At 66.4% G+C, this 25000-nt stretch carries 20 protein-coding genes; 11 read left to right on the top strand and 9 right to left on the bottom strand.

Features of this window, described 5'->3' with window-relative positions; genetic code table 11:
• Window positions 1–175: 175 nt before the first annotated feature.
• Genes V7066_RS14265 through V7066_RS14245 form a run of 5 tightly spaced genes read left to right on the top strand, consistent with a single transcriptional unit; the run spans window position 176 to window position 11176 of the window.
• Window positions 176–2575 (top strand): beta-N-acetylhexosaminidase, encoded by a 2400-nt coding sequence (locus V7066_RS14265; protein ID WP_334183701.1) that lies wholly within the window; start codon window positions 176–178, stop codon window positions 2573–2575.
• Window positions 2576–2628: 53 nt separating this feature from the next.
• On the top strand, window positions 2629–5172 hold the full coding sequence (locus V7066_RS14260) for a beta-mannosidase (RefSeq protein ID WP_442947333.1): 2544 nt from the start codon (window positions 2629–2631) through the stop codon (window positions 5170–5172).
• On the top strand, window positions 5172–7766 hold the full coding sequence (locus V7066_RS14255) for a glycoside hydrolase family 3 C-terminal domain-containing protein (protein WP_334183699.1): 2595 nt from the start codon (window positions 5172–5174) through the stop codon (window positions 7764–7766). The genes V7066_RS14260 and V7066_RS14255 overlap by 1 nt, the downstream gene beginning before the upstream one ends.
• Entirely contained in the window at window positions 7766–9220 is a 1455-nt protein-coding gene (locus tag V7066_RS14250) for a glycoside hydrolase family 125 protein (RefSeq protein WP_334183698.1), read from the top strand. The genes V7066_RS14255 and V7066_RS14250 overlap by 1 nt, the downstream gene beginning before the upstream one ends.
• Window positions 9221–9244: 24 nt before the next feature.
• Complete coding sequence (locus V7066_RS14245; RefSeq protein ID WP_334183697.1) at window positions 9245–11176, top strand: alpha-L-fucosidase; 1932 nt, start codon at window positions 9245–9247, stop codon at window positions 11174–11176.
• A gap of 26 nt (window positions 11177–11202) precedes the next feature.
• On the opposite strand, the gene V7066_RS14240 is transcribed toward V7066_RS14245, so the two are convergent.
• From V7066_RS14240 to V7066_RS14230, 3 genes are all read right to left on the bottom strand, one after another.
• Window positions 11203–11946, bottom strand: a complete 744-nt coding sequence (locus tag V7066_RS14240) for a class I SAM-dependent methyltransferase (protein ID WP_334183696.1) — start codon at window positions 11944–11946, stop codon at window positions 11203–11205.
• Window positions 11946–12779, bottom strand: a complete 834-nt coding sequence (locus V7066_RS14235) for a hypothetical protein (RefSeq protein WP_334183695.1) — start codon at window positions 12777–12779, stop codon at window positions 11946–11948. The genes V7066_RS14240 and V7066_RS14235 overlap by 1 nt, the downstream gene beginning before the upstream one ends.
• Window positions 12780–12898: 119 nt before the next feature.
• Complete coding sequence (locus V7066_RS14230; RefSeq protein WP_334183694.1) at window positions 12899–13825, bottom strand: LysR family transcriptional regulator; 927 nt, start codon at window positions 13823–13825, stop codon at window positions 12899–12901.
• A 145-nt stretch (window positions 13826–13970) separates the two neighbouring features.
• Between V7066_RS14230 and bdcA the strand changes: the two genes are divergently transcribed.
• The 4 genes from bdcA to V7066_RS14210 all read left to right on the top strand — a co-directional run bounded on the left by bdcA (window position 13971) and on the right by V7066_RS14210 (window position 19264).
• Window positions 13971–14684 (top strand): SDR family oxidoreductase, encoded by a 714-nt coding sequence (gene bdcA / locus V7066_RS14225; RefSeq protein ID WP_334183693.1) that lies wholly within the window; start codon window positions 13971–13973, stop codon window positions 14682–14684.
• A gap of 147 nt (window positions 14685–14831) precedes the next feature.
• On the top strand, window positions 14832–16865 hold the full coding sequence (locus V7066_RS14220; RefSeq protein ID WP_334183692.1) for a TonB-dependent receptor: 2034 nt from the start codon (window positions 14832–14834) through the stop codon (window positions 16863–16865).
• A gap of 191 nt (window positions 16866–17056) precedes the next feature.
• Entirely contained in the window at window positions 17057–17860 is an 804-nt protein-coding gene (locus V7066_RS14215) for a DUF1134 domain-containing protein (protein ID WP_442947332.1), read from the top strand.
• A gap of 225 nt (window positions 17861–18085) precedes the next feature.
• Window positions 18086–19264 carry an amino acid aminotransferase gene (locus V7066_RS14210; RefSeq protein ID WP_334183691.1) on the top strand — a complete coding sequence of 393 codons (1179 nt, stop codon included), beginning with the start codon at window positions 18086–18088 and terminating at the stop codon, window positions 19262–19264.
• A 211-nt stretch (window positions 19265–19475) separates the two neighbouring features.
• On the opposite strand, the gene V7066_RS14205 is transcribed toward V7066_RS14210, so the two are convergent.
• The 6 genes from V7066_RS14205 to V7066_RS14180 form a co-directional block, all read right to left on the bottom strand.
• Window positions 19476–20093 carry a riboflavin synthase gene (locus V7066_RS14205; RefSeq protein ID WP_334183690.1) on the bottom strand — a complete coding sequence of 206 codons (618 nt, stop codon included), beginning with the start codon at window positions 20091–20093 and terminating at the stop codon, window positions 19476–19478.
• A gap of 2 nt (window positions 20094–20095) precedes the next feature.
• Window positions 20096–21082 (bottom strand): bifunctional diaminohydroxyphosphoribosylaminopyrimidine deaminase/5-amino-6-(5-phosphoribosylamino)uracil reductase RibD, encoded by a 987-nt coding sequence (gene ribD / locus V7066_RS14200; protein WP_334183746.1) that lies wholly within the window; start codon window positions 21080–21082, stop codon window positions 20096–20098.
• 11 nt (window positions 21083–21093) lie between these two features.
• On the bottom strand, window positions 21094–21606 hold the full coding sequence (locus V7066_RS14195; protein ID WP_334183689.1) for a hypothetical protein: 513 nt from the start codon (window positions 21604–21606) through the stop codon (window positions 21094–21096).
• 99 nt (window positions 21607–21705) lie between these two features.
• Window positions 21706–22431: a M48 family metallopeptidase gene (locus tag V7066_RS14190; protein WP_334183688.1), complete on the bottom strand. Its 726-nt coding sequence runs from the start codon at window positions 22429–22431 to the stop codon at window positions 21706–21708.
• Window positions 22432–22434: 3 nt separating this feature from the next.
• Complete coding sequence (locus V7066_RS14185) at window positions 22435–22968, bottom strand: YcgN family cysteine cluster protein (RefSeq protein WP_334183687.1); 534 nt, start codon at window positions 22966–22968, stop codon at window positions 22435–22437.
• On the bottom strand, window positions 22965–23579 hold the full coding sequence (locus V7066_RS14180) for an SCO family protein (RefSeq protein ID WP_334183686.1): 615 nt from the start codon (window positions 23577–23579) through the stop codon (window positions 22965–22967). Before V7066_RS14180 ends, V7066_RS14185 begins: the two co-directional genes overlap by 4 nt.
• 88 nt (window positions 23580–23667) lie before the next feature.
• On the opposite strand from V7066_RS14180, the gene V7066_RS14175 reads away from it, so the two are divergent.
• Both V7066_RS14175 and V7066_RS14170 read left to right on the top strand, forming a co-directional pair.
• Window positions 23668–24312, top strand: coding sequence for an ankyrin repeat domain-containing protein (locus tag V7066_RS14175; RefSeq protein WP_334183685.1), 645 nt, complete (start codon window positions 23668–23670; stop codon window positions 24310–24312).
• Between the two features lie 8 nt (window positions 24313–24320).
• On the top strand, window positions 24321–24974 hold the full coding sequence (locus V7066_RS14170) for a COQ9 family protein (RefSeq protein WP_442947331.1): 654 nt from the start codon (window positions 24321–24323) through the stop codon (window positions 24972–24974).
• Window positions 24975–25000 lie beyond the last annotated feature (26 nt).

Raw genomic sequence — 25000 nt, 5'->3', positions numbered from 1 at the left:
ATCCCCCTTCGGCCCATTCTCTGGGAATGGCTTTACATTGGTCCTGTCAGGCTGACAATCGCAGCAAATGGTCGCAATTCAACCTCAATTTGCAGGAAAGGAATAAGACCTATTGCGGGAAAGGATATATTTTGGTTACCTATCTGCTCAAGGTACAAGACAATGAGGGGCAGCGATGGGCACCAGAACCAAGGGACAGCAGGCGTTTCGGGCGAGCGCCATGGCGACCGCGTCGATCCTTGCGGCGCTGGCTTTGTCGGCGCCTGCGCAGGCGCAGTCCTCTTCCCTTCCGCTGACGCCCTGGCCCGCTTCGGTGGAGCAGGGTAGCGGCAAACTGGTCGTCGCTTCGGGATCGGCGGTCGCGGTTCCCCCCGGCGACGCGGATGCGGCCGAGGCGGCAAAGCTCCTTGTCGATCATGCCAGGCGCGCGAACGGCCTTGTGCTCACGGCCGGTTCCATGGCGGCGGCGCCGATCCGCTTCGAGCGCGATCCCGCAATCTCCGGCGCCGAGGCCTACCAGCTGACGGTTACGCCGAGCGGCGCGGTCATTGCCGCTTCGGGCAAGTCCGGCTTCGTCTACGGCGCGATGACGCTGATGCAGTTGCTGACGGCCGATGCGGGTGCAGCGGGCAAGAGCGCCGCGATTCCCGTGCTCACCATCCAGGATTCGCCGCGCTTCGCCTGGCGCGGGGTGATGGTCGATCCCTGCCGCAACTTCCAGCCGATCGAATCCGTCTATGCCATCGTCGACCGCATGGTCGAGGTGAAGCTCAACACCCTGCACTTCCACCTTTCCGACGATCAGGGCTGGCGCTTCGAGGTCAAGCGCTACCCCGAACTCACCCGCACCGGCGCCTGGCGCAATGGGCCCGACACCGGCCACGGTCCCGGCGCGCGGAGTGGCGGGTTCTACACGCAGGAGCAGCTCAAGGCGCTTGTCGCCTATGCTGCCGCGCGCGGCATTACCGTCGTGCCCGAGATCGACCTTCCCGGACATGCGCAGGCGCTCGTGGCGGCTTATCCTGAACTCGGTGTGCCGGGTTCCCGGCCCGAAGTGTCGAACGGCTGGGGCATCTTCCCCTGGCTGTTCAACCCGAACGATGCGGGCATGACGTTCGTGCGCAATGTGCTGGACGAGCTGATGGAGGTGTTCCCCTCGGAGTACATCCACCTCGGCGGCGACGAGGCGGTCAAGGACCAGTGGGAACGCTCCCCCGAAGTCCAGTCGCAGATGCGCAAGCTCGGCATCAAGAGCGAGAACGCGATGCAGAGCTGGATGATCGACCAGTTCGGCGCCTATCTCGCGCAGCACGGCCGCCGCCTGATCGGCTGGGACGAGATTCTCGAAGGCGGCCTCCCCGCTTCCGCTTCGGTGATGAGCTGGCGCGGCGAGAAGGGCGCGGTCGATGCCGCCAATGCCGGGCATGACGTGGTGCTCTCGCCCGCGCCGACGCTCTATCTGGACAATCTGGAATCCACCCTGCCGGACGAGGCGCCGGGGCGCATCTCGATCCAGTCGATGGAAACCGTCTATCGTTACGATCCGATGCCCAAGGGGATCGATGCGGCCAAGGCGAAGCACGTCATGGGCGTGCAGGGCAATGCCTGGAGCGAGTACATCGTCACGCCGTGGCAGTTGCAGCACAAGCTGTTCCCGCGCGTGGGCGCCATCGCCGAAACCGCGTGGTCGCCGCCGGTCACGGGCGCGAAGGACTATGCGGGCTTCCTCGCGCGCCTGACGCCGCAGATCCGGCGCTGGAAGCAGGAAGGCTTCGAAGTGTCCGACAGCGCCTTCGGCGTGGCCTTCACGCCGACGCAGGCGCGCGGCGCGGCACTCGATGCCAAGAGCATCGGCGTGGCGCTGGCGACGCAGGCGCCTTACGGCACGATCCGCTACACGCTGGACGGCAAGGCGCCCGGCGCGAAGTCTCCCGCTTACGCCAAGGCGCTTGCCGTGAAGCCGGGCACGGTCGTCACTGCGGCCAGCTTCGCGCCGGACGGCTCGCCGCTCTCCGCGCCGCGCCGCTACGATACCGCGCGCGAGACGCTGCTGACCTCGACCTCCTCGTCGCTCACCGCCTGCCCGCGCGGCTCGCAGGGACTGCGCATTCCGCTGAACGCCGATGCGACGAGCAACGGCCCGGCCTATAACGTCAATATCTTCGACACCTGCCAGGCCGACGATCATGCGCCGCTGGCCCATGCGAAGTCGATCACGGTCTCGGTCGCGCGCCCGCCGCGCAACTGGGGGCTGGTGCACGAGGAATCGGCAGTGATCCGGCACTATGCCGTGACCACGCACGGCGAACTCGTCATCAGCGCAAATTGCCGTGCGGCGGAAAAGAAGGCCGACAGCAAGCAGAAGGAGCATGCGCCGATGCCGGGCGCGACGGTGCTCGCCACGTTCCCGCTGCCGGACCCGAAGACCGCGCCGCAGCAGTTCACCTTTACCGCAGCACTGCCCGATCGTCCCGAACTTGGGGACGAGACGGACGTCTGCTTCCAATTCACATCGCCGCTGTCCGATCCATTCTACGCGGTTGAAAAAGTCGTTTACGGGGAGAAGGCGAAGTGAAGTTCGCAAGTAAGGCATTGGCGCTCTGGCTCGCAGGCGTTTCGGGCGCGGTCATGGCGGAGCCGCCGGCGGTTACCTCGCTGGATGGCGACTGGCAGGTCCGCGTCGCGCCGAGCGATGCCGATGCCGTGAAGGCCCATCCCAAGGCGGCGCGCTGGTTCCGCGCGCAAGTGCCCGGCACCGTCCAGCAGGACCTGATCGCCACGCGCCAGGTGCCGGATCCTTTCCTTGGCACCAACGAGGCGGCGATTCAGTGGGCGGGCCTGACCGATTGGGAACTGCGCCGCACGCTGGACGTGAGCGCCGAGGCCATGGGCCGCGACAATCTCGACCTCGTGTTCGACGGGCTGGATACCTTCGCCACCGTGTTCATCAACGGCAAGCAGGTGCTCAAGGCCGACAACGGACACCGGCAGTGGCGCGTCGCCGCCAAGGCGTTCCTGAAGCAGGGCCGCAACGAGATCCTCGTGCGCTTCGCCTCGCCGATCCGCACCTTGCAGCCGATGGTCCTGGCCGAAGCGCACCCGCTGCCGGGCGAATACGATTCCGCCTTCGGGGATGAGCCGAAGGGCAAGCAGACTTCCGCCTATATCCGCAAGGCCAAGTACCATTACGGGTGGGACTGGGGCCCGCGCATCGTCAACCAGGGCATTTCCGGGCCGGTGCGTCTGGAAGCCTGGGACGAAGCGCGGCTCGGCGCCTTCGAGGTCGTGCAGGAAGCGCTCGGCAAGGACGAGGCGCGACTGGTCGCGAAGTTCCGTGTCGTCGCCGACAGGCCGGGCAAGGCGCGCTTCTCCGCGCGCGTGACCGGACCGGACGGGCAGGCGCTCGCGCCGGTCGAGCGCGAAGCCTCGTTCGGCGCAGGCGAAAGCTTTGTCACCGTGCCGCTCACCGTTGCTGCGCCGAAGCGCTGGTGGCCGGTCGGCTATGGCGATCAGCCGCTCTACAAGGTTGCGGGCGAGATCGTCTCGGGCGCGGGCGCAGGAGCCAAGGCCGCGCGCAGCGTGGGTCTGCGTGAGGTCGAACTCGTGCGCGGGGACGGCGCTTTCGGCTTCCGCGTCAACGGCGTGACGGTCTTCGCCAAGGGCGCGAACCTCATTCCCTTCGACATGTTCCCCTCGCGCGTCACCGACGCGAAGATGCAGTCGCTGCTGGAGGATTCTCGCGCGGCGAACATGAACATGATCCGCGTCTGGGGCGGCGGCTACTATCTGCCGGACAGCTTCTACGACATGGCGGACCGCATGGGCCTGATGGTCTGGCAGGACTTCATGTTCGGCGGTGCGGTGCCTCCCGCCGACGTGGCCTACCGCGAGAACGTGCGGATCGAGGCGGAGCAGCAGGTCGAGCGGCTCGGCTCGCACCCCTCCATCGTGATCTGGGCGGGCGGTAACGAAGTGCTCTCCGGCTGGGAGACCTGGAGCGACCGCAAGGCGTGGAAGAAGGCTGTCGGCCCCGACGAACACGAGCGCATGGCCACATCCATGACGGTGCTGTTCGACCGCGTGCTGCGCAAGGCGGTGACCGACCATTCGCCGACGACGCCTTACTGGCCCGGCTCGCCTTCGACCGACTACGAAGGCCCGGTCGATACCGATGCGGCGGGCGACCGCCATTTCTGGGATGTCTGGTCCGGCTCCAAGCCGGTCGAGAACTACACGCTGTCGTGCCCCCGTTTCATGTCGGAATACGGCTTCCAGGCGATGCCGGTCATGGCGACGATCCGCGGCTTCGCCGGTGATGCGGCGCAGGCACCGGACAGCCCGGTGATGAAGGCGCACCAGAAGTTCCTCGCAGGCGAGGGCAACGAGCGCCTGAAGTTCTATCTCGACGCAAGGCTGCGTCCGGCGAAGGATCTGGCGGACTTCGTCTACCTGACGCAGGTCAATCAGGCGCAGGCGATCGACATGGCTGCCCGCCATCACCGCGCCTGTGCGCCGGTGACGCTGGGTTCGCTCTACTGGCAGCTCAACGATGTCTGGCCCTCGATCTCGTGGGCGAGCGTGGACTATGACGGCCGCTGGAAGCTGCTGCACTACGCCGCGCGGCGCTTCTTCGCACCGCAGGCGGTGGTGGCCGAGCACAAGAGCGGCGCGACCAAGGTAAGCTTCGCGTCGGACGCGACCAGCCCGGTCGCGGCGGAGTGGCGCCTGACCGGCTATGCCATGGACGGCACGAAGCTGGGCGAAGCGGGCGGGGCGGTGACGCTGGCGCCGACGACCGCCACGTCCGTTCCCGATGTGCCGGACGCGCAAGTCTTCGCGAGCGCTCCGGCAGAGGCGAGCTATGCGGTGGCGGAACTGGTGATCGGCGGGAAGACCGTCTCACGCCAGATCGTCGAGCGCGCCTTGCCCAAGGCCATGGCCTATCCCGCGCCGGGCCTCTCCATGAACTGGGATGGCAAGGCGGTGACGATCACCGCGAAGGCGCTGGCCCGCGCGGTCATGCTCGATTTCGGCGCTGTGGACGCACAAGCCTCTGACAACGGTTTCGACCTGCTGCCGGGTGAGAGCGTGCGGATCGAGATCACCTCCAAGGCCGATGCGGCGGCCCTGCGCAAGGCGCTGGTGCTGCGTACCCTGGCGGGAGACAAGTGATGAAGCCGCTGTTCCCGATCACCCTCGCCATGGTTCTGGCCGCGCCCTCGGTGGCCGCTCAGGACCTGTCGGGCGAAGCCGATCCCGCCGTATTGGCCGCCATCGCCAAGGCCGATCTGGCCGAGAAGGCCGACCAGCTCCAGAGCACCGCCCCCGCCGCCAAGGCCATGGGGCTTCCCGCCTACGACTGGTGGAACGAGGGGCTGCACGGTCTTGCCCGCAACGGCGTCGCCACGGTGTTCCCGCAGGCGGTCGGCCTTGCCGCGACGTTCGATCCGGCGCTGATGGAGAAAGTCGGCACCGTCGTCTCGACCGAGGCGCGCGCCAAGTTCAACGCCAAGCCCGTGGGCGCCGACCGGCGCATCTACGAAGGCCTGACGATCTGGTCGCCGAACATCAATATCTTCCGCGACCCGCGCTGGGGGCGGGGGCAGGAGACTTACGGCGAGGACCCGTTCCTCACCGGGTCGCTGGCGGTCGGCTTCATCAAGGGCCTGCAAGGCCCCGATCCGTTGCACCCCCGCGTGATCGCGACGCCCAAGCACCTCGCCGTCCATTCCGGTCCGGAGGCCGGGCGTGACAGTTTCGATGTGGACGTCAGCCCGCAGGACCGCGAGGCGACGTATCTGCCCGCCTTCCGCAAGGCCGTGACCGAGGCGAAGCCGCTCTCGCTGATGTGCGCCTACAACTCGACGCATGGCGTGCCGGTCTGCGCCGATAGCGCGCTGCTGAACGATACGTTGCGCGGCGACTGGGGCTTCAAGGGCTTCGTCGTGTCGGACTGCGATGCGGTGGCGAACATCTGGATGTTCCACAATTACCGCTACGATGCCGCCGAGGCTTCGGCTGCGGCGATCAAGGCGGGGACCGACTTCGACTGCGGCACGACCTATGCCGCGCTTACCCAGTCGGTCGCGCGCGGCCTGCTGACCGAAGCCGAAGTCGACCGCGCGCTCGCCCGCTCGCTGGAAGCCCGCTACAAGCTGGGCATCGCGTTCGGGGCAAGCAATCCGTGGGCGAAGATCAAGCCCTCCGAGGTCAACACCCCCGCGCACCGCGCTCTCGCGCTTGAAGCCGCGCGCAAGTCGGTGGTCCTGCTCCAGAACGAGAACGGCCGCCTGCCGCTGAAGGCCGGAACCCGCCTCGCCGTGATCGGCACCAATGCCGATGACCTGTCGGTGATCGAGGCCAACTACCACGGCACCGCAGCCGATCCGGTGACGCCGCTGGAAGGCATCCGCCGCCAGTTCGGCGCGGCGAACGTCGCTTATGCGCAAGGCTCCGTGCTGGCCGAGGGCGCGCCGGTCGTGGTGCCGGAAACCGCGTTTTCGGCGGACGGCAAGCCCGGTCTGCGCGCCGAATATCTCGACATGTCGGGCAAGCGCGTGTTCGTGCGGCAGGATCGCCGCGTGGACTTCAACCTGACCCGCACCGCGCCCAAGGGGCTGGATGCAAAGGGCTTCAAGGTCCGCTGGAGCGGCTCGCTGGTGCCGCCGGGAGCGGGCACCTATCGCCTCGCGCTCGACATTCCGGCCTGCTGGAAGGACTGCACGCGTCATGACGACGTGCGCCTGAGCGTGGGCGGCAAGCAGCTCCACGCCGGCGTGCTCGGCAAGCAGCGGGTCGAATTCGACGTCACCCTCGATGGCACGTCGCAGCCGATCAGCCTCGAACTCGACCACTACGGCGAGGACGAGGGGCTGCGCCTCATGTGGCTTCCTCCCGCAGAGGTTCAGCAGGCGGAGGCCGTGAAGGCGGCTTCGCAGGCGGACGTGGTGGTCGCCGTGCTCGGCCTCTCGCCCGATCTCGAAGGCGAGGCGCTTCAGGTACAGGTGCCGGGCTTCGTCGGCGGCGACCGCAGCGACATTGCCTTGCCCGAGCCGCAGGCGGAACTGCTGGCGGCTCTCCATGCCACCGGCAAGCCGGTTATCGTCGTGCTCACCAACGGCAGCGCGGTCTCGGTCGATCCGGCCATGGCCGATGCCGTGATGACCGCGTGGTATCCGGGCGAGGCGGGCGGCACTGCCATTGCCGAAACGCTCGCCGGGACCAACAATCCCTCGGGCCGCCTGCCGGTGACGTTCTACAAGTCCACCAGCGACCTGCCTGCCTTCGTCGACTATTCGATGAAGGAGCGCACGTATCGCTACTTCACCGGCAAGCCGCTCTGGGGCTTCGGCCATGGCCTGAGCTATACGACTTACGGCTACGAAGGCGCCAAGGTCTCCGCACCCGCACTCGGCCAGCCCGTCACGGTCACGGCTACCCTGCGCAACCTCGGGACCATGGCGGGCGAAGAAGTGGTGCAGGCCTATGTCGTACCGCCGGTGATCGAGCCGCGCCCGATCATGACGCAGGGCGTATTGCAGCGCCAGCTTGCCGCTTTCACGCGCGTTCCGCTGGCGGCGGGCAAGTCGCGGGAAGTCTCGCTGACGATCGATCCGCGCAGCCTCTCGGTCGTGGACCGCCGGGGCACGCGCAAGGTCGTGCCGGGCGACTACAAGGTGTGGATCGGCGGCGGCCAGCCGGGTGACGGCGCGGGCGCATGGGTCTCGTTCACCCTGACCGGACAGGCACAGGAGCTGCCGAAGTGATGACTAAGACGAACCTCGACCGCCGCAGTACGCTGGCCGGTGCCATGACGGGCGCTGCCGCGCTTGCCCTTCCGGCCACCGCCCGCGCGGCGACCATTCCCATGCCGCAGGGCGGGGGGCGTCCGCCGGTCTCGGAGCGCCGCTACGTCAGCCGCGCGGTGGAGGCCGAGATCGACCGCGTATCGCGCAAGATCGCCGATCCCAAGCTGCGCGCGATGTTCGTGGGCTGCTATCCGAACACGCTCGACACCACGGTCTACATGGACACGGTCGACGGCCGTCCGGATGCGTTCGTCATCACCGGCGACATTCCCTGCCTCTGGCTGCGGGACAGCACCGCGCAAGTGCTGCCCTACCTTCATCTGGTGAACAAGGACCCGGCGCTGACTGCGCTGTTCCGGGGCCTGATCGCCCGCCAATCGCGCTCGATCCTGATCGACCCTTACGCCAACGCCTTCATGCGCGATCCTTCGGCCAAGACCGACCTGTCGTGGGCGCTGAAGGACCAGACCGAGATGAAGCCCGGCGTCGCCGAACGCAAATGGGAGATCGACTCGCTCTGCTATGCGATGCGGCTCGGCTTCCGCTACTGGCGCCAGACGCGGGACAAGCTGCCCTTCGACCAGACCTGGGCCGAGGCTTCGCGCGCCTGCGTCCGCACCTTGCGCGAACAGCAGCGCAAGGGCTCGCCCGGACCCTATCGCTTCCTGCGCACCAGCAACCGGCCGACCGAGACCATGCAGCTCGACGGCTGGGGCGCGCCGAGCCGTTCAGTCGGGCTGATCCACTGCGGTTTCCGGCCTTCGGACGATTCCTGCACCTATCCGTTCCTGATCCCGGCCAACCTCTTCGCGGTGACATCGCTGCGCGAGATGGCCACCGTTGCCGAGCAGGCGCGCGGCGACACGGCGCTCGCCGCCGACGCCCGCGCCCTGGCGGACGAGGTGGAAGCGGCGCTGCGCCAGTGGGGCACGATGCTGCTGCCGGACGGCCGCCGGGTCTGGGCCTATGAGGTCGACGGCTTCGGCAACGCGATGTTCATGGATGACGCCAACGTCCCCTCGCTGCTGGGTCTCGCCTTCCTCGAATGTGTGCCGGAAACCGATCCGCTCTGGAAAGCCACGGCGGATGCCTGCTGGTCGGATGCGAATCCCTACTTCTTCCGGGGATCGAAGATCGAGGGCATCGGCGGGCCGCATGTCGGGCTTGGGCAAGTCTGGCCGATGAGCCTGATCGTGCGCGCACTGTCGAGCAGCGACCCGCAGGTGATCCGCGCGATGCTGCGCATGCTGCGCGATACCGACGGCGGCACCGGCTTCATCCACGAGGCGGTGGACAGCAACGACCCGTCTAAATTCACGCGTGACTGGTTCGCCTGGGCCAACGGCCTCTTCGGCGAACTTCTGGTCAAGCTGGCCGATACCCGGCCCGATCTGCTTTCCGCGCCGCTCTGACGCGCGCGTTTAAAGGACTTAACGATGGACTTCTCCCGCCGCCGTTTCCTCGCCGCTTCCGCCGTTGCCTCGGCTGCGCTGGGCGCCGATGCCGCGCAGGCCGCGCGCCGCGCCGCCGGTGAAGTGGCCGCGCCGCAGCCTTCCGGCGCCGTCCCCTCGGCTCGGCAGTGGAACTGGCATGCCCACGAGATGTACGCTTTCGTGCATTTCGCCATGAACACCTTCACCGACAAGGAATGGGGCTACGGCGACGAGGACCCCAAGTGGTTCAACCCGACCGACTTCAACGCCGACCAGATCGTCGCGGCGGCCAAAGTGGCAGGGATGCGCGGCGTCATCCTGACCGCCAAGCACCATGATGGCTTCTGCCTCTGGCAGACCCAGCTTACTGAGCATTCGATCCGCAACAGCCCCTACAAGCAGGGCAAGGGCGATATCGTCGCGGAAATGTCGGAAGCCTGCCGAAAGGCGGACATGCTGTTTGGCCTCTACCTCTCGCCCTGGGATCGCAACCACGCGGAGTACGGCCGCCCGGCCTATATCGACTACTATCGCAAGCAGCTCACCGAACTCTGCACCCGCTATGGCAAGCTGTTCGAAGTCTGGTTCGACGGGGCCAACGGCGGCGACGGCTACTACGGCGGCGCGCGCGAGGCGCGCAAGATCGACGCGCCGAAGTATTACAACTGGCCCTCGATCGTGAAGCTGGTCCACGAACTCCAGCCCGACGCCTGCACGTTCGACCCGCTCGGCGCCGATGTGCGCTGGGTCGGCAACGAGGACGGTGTGGCGGGCGATCCCTGCTGGCCGACGATGCCGAACGTGCCTTACGAACAGGACGTGGGCAATTCGGGCCTGCGCGGCGGTGAGATCTGGTGGCCGGCGGAAACCGACGTCTCGATCCGTCCCGGCTGGTTCTACCACGCGGACGAGGACTCCAAGGTCAAGAGCCCGGCGCGGCTGATCCGTCTCTACGACGAATCCGTGGGGCGCGGCACCAATCTCAACCTGAACCTGCCGCCCGACCGCCGGGGCCGGATCGCCGATCAGGACGTGAAGATCCTGAAGTCGTTCGGCGATGCGATCCGCGCGACGTTCGCGAAGGACCTCGCGCAGGGTAGCGTGGCGCATGCCAGCGCCTCGCGCGGCAGCCGGTTTGCGCCCGCCAATGTCACGGACGGTCAGCGCGAGACTTATTGGTCCACGCCGGATGCCGTGCTCACCCCCACGCTGACGCTGGACCTTGCGCCGGGCACGCGCTTCGATGTGGTGCGTCTGCGCGAATTCCTGCCGCTCGGCGTTCGCGTCACCCGCTTCGCAGTCGAGGCGGAGATCGACGGGCAGTGGCAGCGCCTTGCCGAGAAGGAATGCATCGGTGCCCAGCGCATCATCCGCCTGCCGCAGCCGATCGCGCCGCGCCGGGTGCGGCTGGTCGTTCTCGAAGGCAGTGCGGCTCCGGCGATCTCGGAATTCGCGCTGTTCGCCAGCGTCGCGCCGGTGGACGTCCCGGCGATTGTCTCGACCGATCCGACCGTGCTCGACACCACGAAATGGACGATCGTCGCGGCCAGCGCGCCGGGCGCCGAACGCCTGCTCGACAACGACGCGGCGACGATCTGGAAGCAGCCCGCGCCCCAATCCGGCAAGCCTGCAAGCGTGACCGTCGATCTTGGCACGCGCACCCCGCTGGCCGGTTTTACGCTCACGCCGTCGCGGCAGGTCATGGCCGATTCCGCGCCGCCCAAGGGCTACGTTGCGGAGACCAGCCTCGACGGCAAGACCTGGAAGCGCGCCGTCGCGGGCGAGTTCGGCAATATCGCCTATGCCCTCGCCACCCAGCGGATCGCTTTTTCCAAGCCGGTGGAATCGCGTTACCTGCGCCTTACGTTCGCCGAAACCGCGCTTCCGGCCGGGAATCTCGCCGTGGCGGGGATCGGCGGCTTCGTGGCGCGATGAGGCAAAGGGACATGTCCTGACGACAGTCAGGGCATGTCCTTGATCAGCCGATAGAAGTAGTAGTCCGTCCCGTCGCGCCCGTGTTCGACGAGGATCCTGACATCGATGCGAAGTCCGAGCTTTCGGAAGATGCGCAGAACGACATCCCGGTCGTGCTGGATGGTATGGGGCGCAGGCGCCTGTTGCAGCAATCGCCTTGCCGTTCGCCGGAAGCCGAGCAGGTATCGCGTCGCGAAACGGCGCAGGCCGTTCGGTCCCTTTAACAGCAGGTCCGACGTGGGGACCTTGTGGCGGATACCCACGATAAGGTAGCGGTTTGAGACCCGGCGCAGTTCCCCGAGTACGTCCTCGAGCCCGCGCGCATCCACCCAGTTGAGGAAGCGGCTGCTGAGCGCGCAGTCATAGGTATCGTCGCCGTCCGGGATGGCGCGGATGTCGCCGGGTTGCAGGGAACAGTCGGTCCAGCCCGTTGCACCGTTTCCGCGCAGTTCTTCCAGTTCGTCGACTTCGTCCAGCTTCTCGCGCGCGGCTTTCAGCATGTCGGGCGAAATGTCGCGGCCCACGACCTTGATGCCGCGCTTGTGATAGAACTTGAGAAACCGCCCGGTTCCCACCGGCATGTCCAGCACGGTGGCGCCGGGAGGAATGACCCGCAGGAGTTCGCCCACGGCGCTGTCTTCGCCCAGCCATTTCGTGGTGGGTGCGCGCCGGGCATCGTAACCTGTCGCGGCCGCGCCGGTATAGGCGGTGCTCAAAGCCTGGAAATCCATCAATTGCCCTCCTGCTGAAGAACCCTGTTCCGCAAAAACTCCGCAACTTGCTCGGCCGCTTCCGGCAGATCGGCTTCGCCATCGACTTCAAGCACGGGCACTCCGCGGGCGCGCAGCAGTTCGGCGCCAAGCTGGAAGGCTTCGGCGGCGCTTGTCGTGGCGGCATGAAGTTCGCTCGGCGAAAGATCGGTGTGGGCATTGATCCTGCGCTCCCGACCGCGCAGTCGCTCCACGACCACTTCGGGGCGCGCCGTCACCACGACGACGGCGCCGGGCTTTGGAACGGAAGAGAAATAGGCTTCCCGCAACTGGCGCGCACAAGTCCATCCTTTCTGGACGAGAGCGTCCTGCTGGAGAATCTGCACGGCGCCGGGAAGGCGGTTCCAGAGGTGCAGGTCGCGCAAGTGTTCCAGCATGATCGGCAGGCGCGCGAACCGGGCGAATGCATCGCCGACGCCCGTTCGCGCCAGTTCGATGCAGCATTCCAGAAAGTCTGCCTGGCTGCGCAGGGTATGGCGGAACGAGTCTTCCATGGAGGTCACGGCCAGTCGCCGGGCATAGACTTCACCGATCCGCGGCAACCGGAAGGCCGAGCGATAGGAGATCCGGCGCAGCGGACTTACCCGGTCCAGGTTCGCCATGGCCGCGAGCAGCCTGCCCTCCTGTACGGTGCGATAGCTGTGCCGGCGTTCCAGCCGCGTCTGGACGGCGTGGTAGATGGCGGATTTCCCGACGCCGGGAGGCCCCACGAATTCGATCTGCCGCTCGGATCCGGGAAATGCCGGAGCCTTCGCCGGTGGCGTTTCCGCACGGGGAATGGACGAGTGTTTCACTCTCGCATCCTTGAATCTGGAGGGATGCCCATGGCTTCGCCGGGGCATCGGGACAGGCGCGCTTCCGCAAGCACCGCCTTTTCAACCAAAAAGGTAGAGAATAAAAAATCGCGGTCAATCTACCCGGAAGGGGTAGAGCGGCGCGTGCTTTCGCGCTCCCAGTAAGGCGGATCTCCGAAGCTTCTGCGCAGGCTTTCGGCCAGGGCGCGGATCTTGGCAGCGGCGCCGTGATCCCGCGGATAGGCCAGGAAAAGTTCGGCCCCTTCCGCCTGCAGCCCGATGTCGATTTCGACCAGCGATCCCTCGGCGAGGGCTTCGTGGACGAAGAAGCTGGGCAGCAGGGCGATACCCAGGCCCGCCGCCGCGGCATCGCGCATCACCAGGCCGTTGTTGACCCTGAGTCCCGCCTGGGGACGAATCACCGACCAGCCGGTCGACGTGGCGAAGCGCCAGTCGCCGGTGCGGTTGGAGTAGAGGATGCCCTTGTGTCCTTCCAACTGCGCGAGCGAAGCAGGCGTGCCAGCGCGAGCCAGATAGCCCGGCGCGGCAACGAGGACCCGGCGGCTCGTGGCAAGGCGTCGCGCGATCAGGCGGCCGTCGCCGACCGCCCCGTGGCGCAGCACGGCGTCGAATCCTCCGGTTGCGGCATCGACGAAGCTGTCGTCCAGTTCGAGCGAGACCTCGATCTCCGGATAGTCTTGCAGGAACGTCGCCAGGGCAGGGCCGAAGTGCAGGATGCCGAACCCGACCGGGGCGGAAAGGCGCAGCGGCCCCGCCAGTTTGCCGCTCCGCGCCGCGAGTTCGGCTGCGGCTTCTTCCGTCTCGCGCAGGATGCGCTGCGCGCGCGGCAGGAACGTCTGCCCGCTGTTCGTCAGCGACAGCTTGCGGGTCGAGCGCTGGATCAGGGTGGCGCCCAGGGTGCGCTCGAGTTCGGCCAACCGCTCGCTCACCACCGATTTGGCCAGGCCGAGCCGACGCGAGGCCGCACTGATCGATCCGGCTTCCGTAGTCGCGAGAAAGGCGGCGACACCGTCGAGTTTGATCATCGTTCGGATATCCCGTCATCAAGGTTCAGAATAAGACGGCTAGTCCGAACGATGCCTGCACGGCATCTTCAAGTCCAGAGGGTGCGGCGGCCTGCCGCGCCGAAAAGCCGGTCGAGACCATCGCGCCGGAACGTGGAGACAGATCATGAGCGATTTCTCTGACAAGAACGTCCTGGTGCTTGGCGGCAGCCGCGGCATCGGCGCGGCCCTGGTGCGCCGCTTCACCAGCGGCGGCGGCAATGTTGCTTTCACTTATGCCGGATCGCGCGAGACGGCGGAGGCCCTGGCGCAGGCGAGCGGGGCCGATGCGATCCAGACCGACAGCGCCGACCGTGACGCCCTGACCGCGACCGTCGCCGGCCGGGGAAAGCTTGACGTCCTCGTCATCAATGCCGGGACACTGGTCCTCGGCGATCCCCTGGCTCTGGATGCGGATGCGGTCGATCGCATGATCGACGTCAATGTCCGGGCGCCTTATCACGCCGCGGTCGAGGCTGCGCGGCAGATGAACGACAACGGCCGGATCGTCGTGATCGGCTCGGTCAACGGCGACCGTATGCCCTTCGCGGGCGGCGCGGCTTATGCCCTTACCAAGGCGGCCATGCAGGGCATGGTTCGCGGGCTGGCCCGTGACTTCGGGGACCGGGGCATCACCGTCAACAGCATCCAGCCGGGACCGACCGACAGCGACATGAACCCTGCGGAAGGCCCGATGGCCGCCACCATGCACGGGTTCATGGCGATCAAGCGCCACGCAAGGCCGGAAGAGATTGCCGAATATGCGGCCTATATCGCCGGGCCGCACGGCGCGATGATCACCGGGTCGATGCAGACCATCGACGGCGGCTTCGGAGCATAAGAACAACCTGAGCTTCTATGACAGGCGCGAACCGCAGGCCGCAAGGCGTTGCGGTTCGTCGCCCGAAATCGCGCGTCTTCAGCCTCAAGTCATTGACAATGCGCGAACAATGGGAGCAGCTGGATCCACTGCCGATGTGGAGATGACATGCCCGTTGCCGACCTGCCGAGTGCTGCCGCGGCCGTGTCTGCCGAAGATACGACCGATGTGATCGAGGTCGTCGGAACGCGGACGGACGAGACGCTGAAGATCGATCGGCGGACCTATCAGGTACGGGAAACGCCGCATTCGGCGCAGAAGAGCGCGGTTCAGTTGCTGCGGGGGCTTCCGGCGGTAACCGTCGCGCCCGACGACCGTATCCTCGTGCTGGGAGCCGGAGTGACCCGGATATATGTGGATGGCCGCCCTTACCTCGGCGATGCGGTCCAGTATCTGCGCACCCTTCACGGCAGCGATATCGAGCGGATCGAGGTGATCTCCAACCCTTCCGCACAGTTTTCCTCGGAAGGGGCGGGCGGGGTCATCAATCTGGTGCTGCGCAGGACCCGTGTCGAAGGGCTGACCGGCAATGCGAGCCTTCAGGAATCCAGCTATGGGCACGGTCTTGTCGATACGACCCTGAATTACCAGCGGGGCGACTGGACCTATCAGCTCAAGGCGGGGGGCAATATCGGCACGATGGTGCGTCGAACCTATCGTAAGCGGCGCGGTGTCGAAGGCCGTGTGGGGCCTGTCGTCAACCGTGAAACCGGCCTCAACACGTACGACGGCACGGACGGGCGCCTGAGCGGCAAGGCGACATACAAGCTGGACTCCAAAACCAGTATCTCCATGCAATTGGGCGGTGGCGGCGGCCGGGACATCGTGACCGACAAGGTCGATTATCGGGCGGTTACGGCGAATTTCACGTCTTTTTCCGAGCATCGCCGTCTGAACAGTCTTGCCGGGGCCGTCACCGGCGAGCTAAACCTCGACCACACTGGCGCGCGAGAGGGCGAAGCACTCACTGCCGGCATCCAGTTCTACACGAACCCCGATGTGCACGATGTCACCGATGCCCGTCTCAGCGACGGTCGCAGTTATCGGATCGACTTGCGCAAACCATCCACGTCGATCGACACGCAGGTGGACTGGAAGCATCCCATGGCTGCGGGGCAGATCCTTTCGCTCGGCAGTGCCTGGCATCTCGACCGCACCTCGCAGCGCTATCGTTTCACGAGCAATGACAGTGCCGGTTCGTTTGGTCCCGATACGAACGATGCTTACGAGGCGAGCAGCAGCACCCTGTCGGCCTATGCCTCGTTCCAGCAGGCGCTGGGAGCCTTGACGCTGGCTCCGGGGCTGCGCGGCGAAGCCAACCGGCGGCGGATTTCAAGCCTTGGCGCCGAAGAGGTTCGCATCGACCGGGCCAACCTTTTTCCCAGCTTTCACGCCGGGTACAAGCTCGCGAAGACGCTTCAGCTCGGGGCCAGCTACAGCCGGCGGATAGACAGGGTTCCGCTGGAAAACCTGCGGCCTTACGGAACGGTGGAGGATGCCTATACCGTCTTCGAAGGGAACCCGCGGCTGAAGGACCAGAGTACCGACGCCTACGAGGCAAGCGTCCAGTTTCGCCCCGGCAAGTTCGAGGCGGGCGCCACGATCTACGCACGCGAAACCCGCAGGCTGTGGAGCAAGAGCTATTCGGTCAACGCTGCAGGCACCAGCGTCTACAGCTTTGTGAATGCGGGAAACAGCTGGAACAGCGGCGCTCAGTTCGACTTGGGCTTTCCCGTGCTTCCGCGGCTCAAGGCCCATGCAAGCGCGAACCTGTTCGACGAACGGACCCCCGTCGACGGCTCCGGAGGGCGCGGTACGCAGCGCACCTTTCGCTATTCGACGAACGGCACGCTCGAATGGACCGGCAGGGACCGGGCAGGCGAAGACGAAAGCGTGCCGGGCGACGTCGCGCAAGTGCAATGGTCCTACAACGGTCCCTCGCGCACCTATCAGATCCGCGAGGCGTCCTGGTTCGATCTCAGCTTGTTGTATACGCACAGTCTCGATCGGACGCTTTCGCTGTCAGGGACGTTCCGTTATTCCGGCCGCACGCGCCAGCGCCTGATCGCGCCGTCCGTCGAGGAAACGTCCTGGCGGCGGAGAACGCCGGAATTTCAGCTGAAGTTGCAGAAGACCCTGTGATGGGTGCGGCAGACTGCCTGTTTGCGTCGGGCACGGTTTGCGGGCGATTCAATCTGCCGCAAAACGGAGTCGATCTGCCGCCCGTTCATTGCGGGGACATGCGCTATGGATTCTCTAGTGACATGCGGTACTGCGCGTGACGAAGCGCGCCTGCCGCGCGAATTACGGGATCGCCATTGGAGGGCCACCAAATGTCATTCACCACGCAAATCGCCGCCAGGGGAGCGACGGTTAGCTTGTACCGGAGAATTGGCGGGGCCGTCGCAGCCATGCTGGTTCTCGCCGCGCCGCTCGCGCCTGCCATGGCGCAAGTGACGACCGTAGACCCGGATGCCGCGATCGACAGCGACCTGGGCAACAACGGTGCGGGCACGACCTATTCGCCTCCGGCCGAATCGCAACCGCCCGTCGATTCGCCGTCGCCTTATCCGGGCAACGGAACGCCGGTCGATTCATCCGGAGCCGGGGCGACTTATGCGCCTCCCGCCAGGCAGGCCCCGGCGGACAATTCGGAAACCTATCATCAGGACGATCTCATCGGCGCAGCCGAAGGCGTATTCGGCAAGGGTGCCAAGGGGCTGGCAGGCGTGATCGAGGACCTGCTCAAGAAGCAGGGTGAGCCGAACGGCTACATCATCGGCCGCGAAGGCGGCGGTGCGATCGCCGTCGGTCTGCGCTACGGTTCGGGCACACTCTACCACAAGGTGGAAGGTGAGCAGCCGGTCTACTGGACCGGACCGTCGATCGGTTTCGATGCCGGTGCCAATGCAGGCAACGCCTTCGTACTGGTCTACAATCTCTACGACACCGAGGATCTCTATCACCGCTTCGGCGCTGGCGAGGGGCAGGCCTATCTCGTTGGCGGCTTCACCGTCAGCTACCTGCGGCGCGGCAATATCGTGCTGATTCCGGTGCGGGCGGGTGCGGGGCTGCGTCTCGGCGCCAATATCGGCTACATGAAGTTCACGCACAAGCAGAGCTGGATGCCGTTCTGAGGCGGTAAACTGCCCCCTGCGGCGCTATGCGGCATCTGCTTCGGCCGGTGCCGCATCGCCGTGTTCAAGGCGATAGCGGTGTTTGCAATCTTTCACGGGTTCCAAACAAAATTTCCTCGTTCCTGATATCCACGGTTGCCCCGCGCGATAAATTTGCGGTTCTCGGCAATTCCCGGTCGATCCGGCATTGCGCGGTCCGGCGGCTCGGTCTAAGGCCCGCCCGCCATGCTTACGAACCTCCAGCAACAGCCCGCCGACGCGCTTCTTGCGCTGATCAAGCTCCACAACGACGATCCGCGCGCGGACAAGATCGACCTTGGTGTCGGCGTGTACCGCACCGGTGAGGGCGACACTCCGGTGTTCCGCTCGATCAAGGCCGCAGAGGCCAAACTCGTCGCCGAGCAGGATTCGAAAGCCTACCTCGGCCCGGAAGGCGACATGGGCTTCGTCGAAGCGCTGATGCCTTACGTCTTCGGCAAGGCGGACCCCTCGATGGGCGGCCGCATCGAAGGCATGCAGACCCCCGGCGGCACTGGCTCGCTGCGCCTCGCGCTCGCCATGGTGAAGCGCGCGGGTTACAACCGCATAATCGTCGGCGTCCCCAGCTGGCCCAACCACGCCCAGATCTGTGCCGACCTCGGCCTTGAAGTCGTTGAATTCAACCACGCGCTCGCTTCGGGCACCACCGACATGGACGCGCTGCGCGGCGCCATCGCCAACGCTCAGGAAGGCGACGCCATCCTGCTGCACGGCTGCTGCCACAACCCCACCGGCATCGATTACAGCAACGAGCAGTGGGACGAGATCGCCGGCCTGATCGCCGCATCGAAGATCCTCCCCATCCTCGACCTCGCCTACCAGGGCCTGGGCAAGGGCATGGAAGAAGACGCCTACGGCCTGCGCCGCGTCCTCGCCGCCGTGCCGGAAGCGCTGATCTGCTATTCGTGCGACAAGAACTTCGGTCTCTACCGTGACCGCGTCGGCGCGCTCTACGCGATGGTTGCCGATCCGGCCGACCTCACCAAGGTCATGTCGAACGGCCACAACCTGGCCCGCGCCAACTGGTCGCAGCCGCCAGACCATGGCGGCGCCGCTGTCCGCCTCGTTCTCGAAGACGAGAAGCTGACCGCCGACTGGCTCGCCGAGCTGGACGAGATGCGCGACCGCATGCGCGAAGTCCGCGCCAAGCTGGCCGAGGCCGGTACTGCCGGTTCGGCGGACCTGACGCCGATGGGCAGCCAGAACGGCCTGTTCTCGATCGTGCCGCTGAACAAGGACCAGGTCCTTGCCATGCGCACCAAGCACGGCGTCTACATGGCCGGCTCGGGCCGCATCAACGTGGCGGGTCTGACGATGGGCAACATCGACAAGTTCATCGCCGCCGTTGCGGACGTGACGGCCTGACGATTTGAAGAACAAGGGTAGGGCAGGGGGTCAACACCCCCTGCGCCCCCGATACCGTCTGCGTCGCGCGCGCAGATTCGGTGTGCGCTCCTTGCGGCGCAGCCAATAAGTCCTCCGACGCCACCATGAGCGCACGACGTTGTCGGCCCGCGTGACCTCGACAGTCCTGGGGGTGCAGGGGGGCTATGCTCCCCTGCCTTATTCCTTCACTTCACCCGCGAAGCGACTGCATCCGCTGCAAATACCGCGCGAGCACGTCGATTTCGAGGTTCACCCCGTCACCCGCCTTGAGCGCGCCGATGGTCGTCACTTCGGCGGTGTGCGGGATGATGTTGAGCATGAAGTGGCAGGTGCCGTCGCTCTGGTCCGCCACGTCGTTCACGGTCAGCGAGACGCCGTCCACCGTGATCGAGCCCTTGGGCGCGAGGTAGGGGGCGAGTTCCGCCGGGGCAGCGATCACGAAGCGCAGCGAATCGCCCTCGGGGGTTACGCTGACCACGGTGCCCACGCCGTCGACATGGCCGGTAACGATGTGACCGCCGAGTTCGTCGCCCAGTTTGAGCGCCTGTTCGAGATTGAGCGGGGTGCCCTCGGCCCAGCGGCCGGTGACGGTGCGGGAGACGGATTCGGCGGAGATGTCCACCGCGAACCAGGCGTCGCCTGCCGCGCCGCCCTTGTCCACCACGGTCAGGCACACGCCCGAGCAGGCGATCGAGGCGCCCATGGCGATCCCGGCGGGGTCGAAGGGGCAAGTGATGACGGCGCGCAAGTCGCCGGTCTGGCGGGCTTCGCGGATCTGGCCGACGGCGGTGACGATTCCGGTGAACATGGCTACCTTTCGAGCGGCTGCTCTGATGAATGGGCGGTCTCGTAGACTTCCAGCGTGTCGCTGCCAAGCTGCCGCCGTTCGGCAAGGCGCCATTGGCCGTGGGCATCGCGAAGACCGGCAAGGCCGAAGTCGGCGAGGGCGGGGCGCCCGCCGATGAGGATGGGCGCGCGGTAGATCAGCAGACGATCGACGAGACCGGCGCGCAGGAAGGCCGAGGCAGCCCCGGCGCCGCCTTCGACGAAGAGGTAATGGACGCCTTCCATCTCCGTGATCGCTTCGGGCGCGGGGAGGCGGTTCCAATCCGGCGGCACTTCGCCTCGCGTCAGGACCCAGCGCTGGGGGCTGCGGGCTTCGAGTCCCGGAAGTCGCACATCGAGGCGCGGGTTGTCGGCGCGCAGGGTGCCGCCGCCGACGAGGATGGCATCGGCTTTCGCGCGCATGGCGTGGGTATGGGCGCGGGCCTGCGCACCGGTGATCCACTGGCTTTCGCCGCTGGCCAGAGCGATGCAGCCGTCGAGCGAGAGGGCGAGCTTCAGCGTCACTTCCGGGCGCCCGAAGCGCTTGGAGACGAGATAGCCGGACAGGCTGCGCTCACAGGCGGGCGAGGGCAGGTATTCCGCCGCGATTCCCGCCCCGCGGATACGGGCGAGGCCCGCGCCGGAGGTGCGCGGATCGGGATCCATGCAGCCGATCACGACGCGCGCGACGCCGGAAGCGCAGACGAGGTCGGCGCAGGCGGGGCCGCGCGCGGACTTGTGGGCGCAGGGTTCCAGCGTGACGTAAAGCGTGGCGCCGCGCGCTTCGTTACCGGCGGCGGCCAGCGCCACGGCTTCGGCATGAGGGCGGCCGCCGGGCTGGGTCCAGCCCCGCGCGACGACTTTTCCGTGCTTTACGAGAAGAGCGCCGACGCCGGGATTGGGACGGCTCGCGGGCCGGGCGCGCGCGGCAAGAGCCACCGCGGCGGCAAGCCAGCGGGCGTCGTCCGTCACTGGATTGTTTGTCACTGGGCTGCCGGGTCCTGGACACCTTGGCTGGGAACCTGATCGACTTGCGGCAGGGTGCGGCCTTCGGGCAGGCGCGGCTTGCCGATGCGCTCGGCCTCGGCCTTCTTGCGCGCGGCTTCCTCGGCTTCGGCGTCGCGGGCGATCTTGTCCACGTCCATCCCCGAATAGCGGCCGATGGTCTTGTAGATCTCGCGCACTTCCTTGTCGCGCTTGGCCTGTTCGGCCGCCCAGGCTTCCTTGCGCTTCTGGTTCTCGATGTTCGAGGCCAGGATCTCGGCATCCGTGCGGTGCGCGGGCAGGACCGAAATATAGGTGATTTTCGGCGGCGGGTGCGGTCCGCGCCCCTCCTGGGTGGACATGAGATAGAAGACCGAGAACGTGCAGGCGGCCGAGATCGCGGCGATGCGCCAGCGGTTACCGCCTGCCTGCTTCCACACGGCGCGGAAATCCGCGACCATGCCCACGGGGTTTACGTCTTTCCAGTATCCTGAACGCTTGAACAGAGCCATGACGCGCTATGTAGTGGCTTATTGGTCGTTTGGAAATGCGCGGAGCGCATTTTGCGGCACCGGCCCACACCGCTTCCGACCATGAGGTCGGATGAGGTGCTATCCGAACGGTACATAGAGCGACCGGCCGTTTTCCTTCAGCCAGCGATTGGCGGACGGAATGCTGCCTTCGAAGATCTGTCCCAGAAAATCATGGAACGCGGGCGAGTGGTCGAAGTGAACGAGGTGCGCGACTTCGTGTGCCACCACCGAGCGGCGGACCGGATCGGGCGCCATGATAAGCCGCCAGTTGATGCGAATCGATCCGTCGGCGGCACAGCTTCCCCAGCGCCGATTGGCGCTCGACAAGGAGAGCGACGGCGTTTCCTGCCCGGCGCGTTCGCAATATTCGGCGAGGTCGGTAGCCAGCACTTCACGGGCCTCCCCCTCCAGCCAGCGCTTGAGCCGCGCGGATAGCGAGCTTTCCGGTCCGCCCACCAGCAGGAAGCCGTCGTCGGGCACCGGGCGGCGGGGCAGGGCGCTGTCGTGGCGGATCGTGAAGCGGTGGCCCCGGAAATCGAGCGCGGCGCCGTCGGCAAGCGGTTGCGCCTCCGGCAGGGCTTCGATCTGGATGGCCAGCCAGGATCGCTTGGAGCGGGCGAATTCCAGTGCATCCTCGGTGCGGGTCCAGCGCGGGACCGAGATGCGCACTTCGCTGCCGTCCGGCGCGAGGCGCATGGTCATGCGGCGCGCCTGGGGCAGCCTGCGGATCACCACCGGAACCTGCCGCCCGGCAAGTTCGATCATCGGCTCTTCGGATGGGTCTCGGCGCAGCCAGTCGAGCACGGGTCAGTCGGTCTCCCGATCCGTTTCATCCCGTTCGATTTCCCAGGGTGCCGGGCCTTCGGCTTCAAGATATTCGTCTTCATCCTCACCGTAAGGCCAGACGATATGGTTTTCGAGTGGACCCGCCACCGTCTCGCTGATCGCCTTGCCCGCTACCGACATGCCCGCCTTGTGCACCGCCTCGCGGTCGCCGCAGACGAGGTAGTGCCACTCCGGAAGCGGATCGCCGTCGGCGCGCAGTCGATAGGCGCAGCTCGGTGGCAGCCAGGCGAGGTTGCCCGCCGACTTGGGGGTGAGTTTCAGGCAGTCCGGTACGAACTTGTGGCGGTGGGGATAGTCGCTGCACTGCGCGGTCTTGAGGTTGAGCAGCTTGCAGGCGACGTTGGTGTGGTAGATTTCGCCGGTATCGGCATCTTCCACCTTGTGCAGGCAGCACTGGCCGCAGCCGTCGCAGAGCGCTTCCCACTCTTCGCGGTTCAGCGTCTCGATCGGGCGTTCCCAGAAAGGCTTCGCCCCGGAAGGCTTTACTGCGTTCACTTGACCCACTTCGCCAGTTCGGCCGAAACCGCTTCCGGTCCCTTGTCGACCGGCAGCATCGCGATCGGCTTGCCGTCCGGGTCCATCAGATAGGCGATGCGGCTGTGGTCCATCAGGTAGCCGCCCGGAGTCGACTCGCCTTTCTTGTAATACACGGCAAAGGCGCCTGCCGCCTGCTTGATCTGCGCAGGCGTGCCGGTGAGGCCGTAGAGGCGGGGACCGAAGGCGCCGGTCCATTCGCCGACGACTTCGCGGGTGTCGCGCTCGGGATCGATGGTGATGAAGATCGGCTGGACTTTCGCGGCCTGGGCGGCGTGGGTCTTCTCGTACAGCGAGAAGCCGCGCATCATCGCCTGGACGTCCATCGGGCAAGCGTCCGGGCAGAAGGTGTAGCCGAAGTAGACGATCCGCCACTTGCCCTTGAAAGTCTCCCAGGTGACGGTCTTGCCGTCCTTGTCGCTCAGGGTGAAAGGTCCGCCGATCTGCGCGCCTTCCAGCGGCGGCGCTTCGGTGGCGCTCTGCTGGCAGGCGGCTAGGGTTACGCTCAGCGAGAGAGCGAGTGCGATCGGTGCAATGCGGCGCAGCAGGTATGTCATGGCGCCGCGCTTCATGCTCTGCTAGAGCCTGCGGTGCAAGGGTGCGATGCCGGAAGGGAAGGCCGGTTTTCACGGCCGCCCTGTCTGTCTGGAGGTAATGAAGGTGTCGAAGACCATGTCGCAGCGCTCGCGCGGAATTCTGAAAGCGGGTCCTGTCAGGGCCGTGCTGGCCGCATTCGCGGCAGGTGTACTGTTCGCTTCCCCCGCGCACGCCGATTTCTCCGACGGCTACAAGTTCCTCGAATCGGTGAAGAAAAAGGAAGGCGAGAAAGTCGAGCAGGCGCTCAGCGAGAACGGCCAGATCGTCAACGCCAAGGACGTGACGACCGGCGAGACCGCGCTGCTGATCGTCACCAACCGCCGCGACGCCACCTGGCTCGGCTTCCTCATCGGCAAGGGTGCCAACGTCAATGCCGCCGACGATCGCGGCCGCACGCCGCTCGCCGTCGCGGTCAGCCTGGGCTGGCGCGAAGGCGTGACGGTGCTGTTGGAGCACAAGGCCAACCCCGATACCTCGAACGATGCGGGCGAAACCCCGCTGATCTTCGCGGTCCACCGCAAGGACGCGGACATGGTGAAGGCGCTTCTGGAAGCCGGCGCCAATCCCAACCGCGCCGACAACTCCGGTCGCAACGCCCGCGACTACGCGGCGCAGGAAGCGCGCGGCAGCACGCTCGCCAACCTCGTCGAGGAATATGCGAAGAAGAACGCGGGCAAGGCCAAGGCGATCTACGGCCCGACGTTCTGAGAACTATGATGGAACAACCGGAAACTCTTGAGGCGCTGCGCCGCCAGCTCGCGCCTGCCATTGCCGATGCCGCCGTGTTCGACGGCTGGACGATGGATGCGGTGCGCCAGGCGGCCGGGATGGCCGGAGTCGATGCCGCACTTGCCGAATTCGCGTTCCGCGACGGGCAGATGGCGATGATCGCCGCCTGGGTCAGCCATGTCGACGAGCAGATGGAGCGCACCACCCCGGCGTCCTCGCTGGCGGGGGTGTCCATCCGCGAGCGTATCCGCCGCCTGGTGATGGCGCGGCTCGATGCCGTGGCGGGGCGCGAGGAAGCGCTGAACCGGGCGCTGACGATCATGGCGATGCCGCAGAACCTGCGCACTTCGCTGCGTCTGGGCTGGCACAGCGCCGATGCCATGTGGCGGCTCGCGGGGGATACCGCGACCGACTACAACCACTATACCAAGCGCACGATCCTGGGCGGCATCTACGCCGCCACGCTGCGGGTCTTCGCTTCCGACAAGAGCGAGGACAAGGCCGAGACCCGCGCCTTCCTCGACCGCCGGATCGAGGGGATCATCCGCTTCGAGAAGACCAAGGCGCAGTTCCTCCGCGCCCCGGAGGAGCGGATCAGCCTGGTGCGCCTGCTGGGGCGGCTGCGTTACCCGGCGCGTTGATCTGAGGTCGGGCCGATCGAGGTCAG

The sequence above is a fragment of the Novosphingobium sp. genome, from assembly GCF_036820275.1.
Lineage (GTDB): Bacteria > Pseudomonadota > Alphaproteobacteria > Sphingomonadales > Sphingomonadaceae > Novosphingobium.
This window is presented reverse-complemented; position numbering and strand designations above follow the sequence as displayed.

Bases quoted from the DNA above. Each gene is read 5' to 3' on its own strand.
- V7066_RS14265 (WP_334183701.1), top strand. From the start codon at position 176: ATGGGCACCAGAACCAAGGGACAGCAGGCGTTTCGGGCGAGCGCCATG.
- V7066_RS14260 (WP_442947333.1), top strand. From the start codon at position 2,629: ATGGCGGAGCCGCCGGCGGTTACCTCGCTGGATGGCGACTGGCAGGTC.
- V7066_RS14255 (WP_334183699.1), top strand. From the start codon at position 5,172: ATGAAGCCGCTGTTCCCGATCACCCTCGCCATGGTTCTGGCCGCGCCC.
- V7066_RS14250 (WP_334183698.1), top strand. From the start codon at position 7,766: ATGACTAAGACGAACCTCGACCGCCGCAGTACGCTGGCCGGTGCCATG.
- V7066_RS14245 (WP_334183697.1), top strand. From the start codon at position 9,245: ATGGACTTCTCCCGCCGCCGTTTCCTCGCCGCTTCCGCCGTTGCCTCG.
- V7066_RS14240 (WP_334183696.1), bottom strand. From the start codon at position 11,946: ATGGATTTCCAGGCTTTGAGCACCGCCTATACCGGCGCGGCCGCGACA.
- V7066_RS14230 (WP_334183694.1), bottom strand. From the start codon at position 13,825: ATGATCAAACTCGACGGTGTCGCCGCCTTTCTCGCGACTACGGAAGCC.
- bdcA (WP_334183693.1), top strand. From the start codon at position 13,971: ATGAGCGATTTCTCTGACAAGAACGTCCTGGTGCTTGGCGGCAGCCGC.
- V7066_RS14220 (WP_334183692.1), top strand. From the start codon at position 14,832: ATGCCCGTTGCCGACCTGCCGAGTGCTGCCGCGGCCGTGTCTGCCGAA.
- V7066_RS14215 (WP_442947332.1), top strand. From the start codon at position 17,057: ATGTCATTCACCACGCAAATCGCCGCCAGGGGAGCGACGGTTAGCTTG.
- V7066_RS14210 (WP_334183691.1), top strand. From the start codon at position 18,086: ATGCTTACGAACCTCCAGCAACAGCCCGCCGACGCGCTTCTTGCGCTG.
- V7066_RS14205 (WP_334183690.1), bottom strand. From the start codon at position 20,093: ATGTTCACCGGAATCGTCACCGCCGTCGGCCAGATCCGCGAAGCCCGC.
- V7066_RS14195 (WP_334183689.1), bottom strand. From the start codon at position 21,606: ATGGCTCTGTTCAAGCGTTCAGGATACTGGAAAGACGTAAACCCCGTG.
- V7066_RS14180 (WP_334183686.1), bottom strand. From the start codon at position 23,579: ATGAAGCGCGGCGCCATGACATACCTGCTGCGCCGCATTGCACCGATC.
- V7066_RS14170 (WP_442947331.1), top strand. From the start codon at position 24,321: ATGGAACAACCGGAAACTCTTGAGGCGCTGCGCCGCCAGCTCGCGCCT.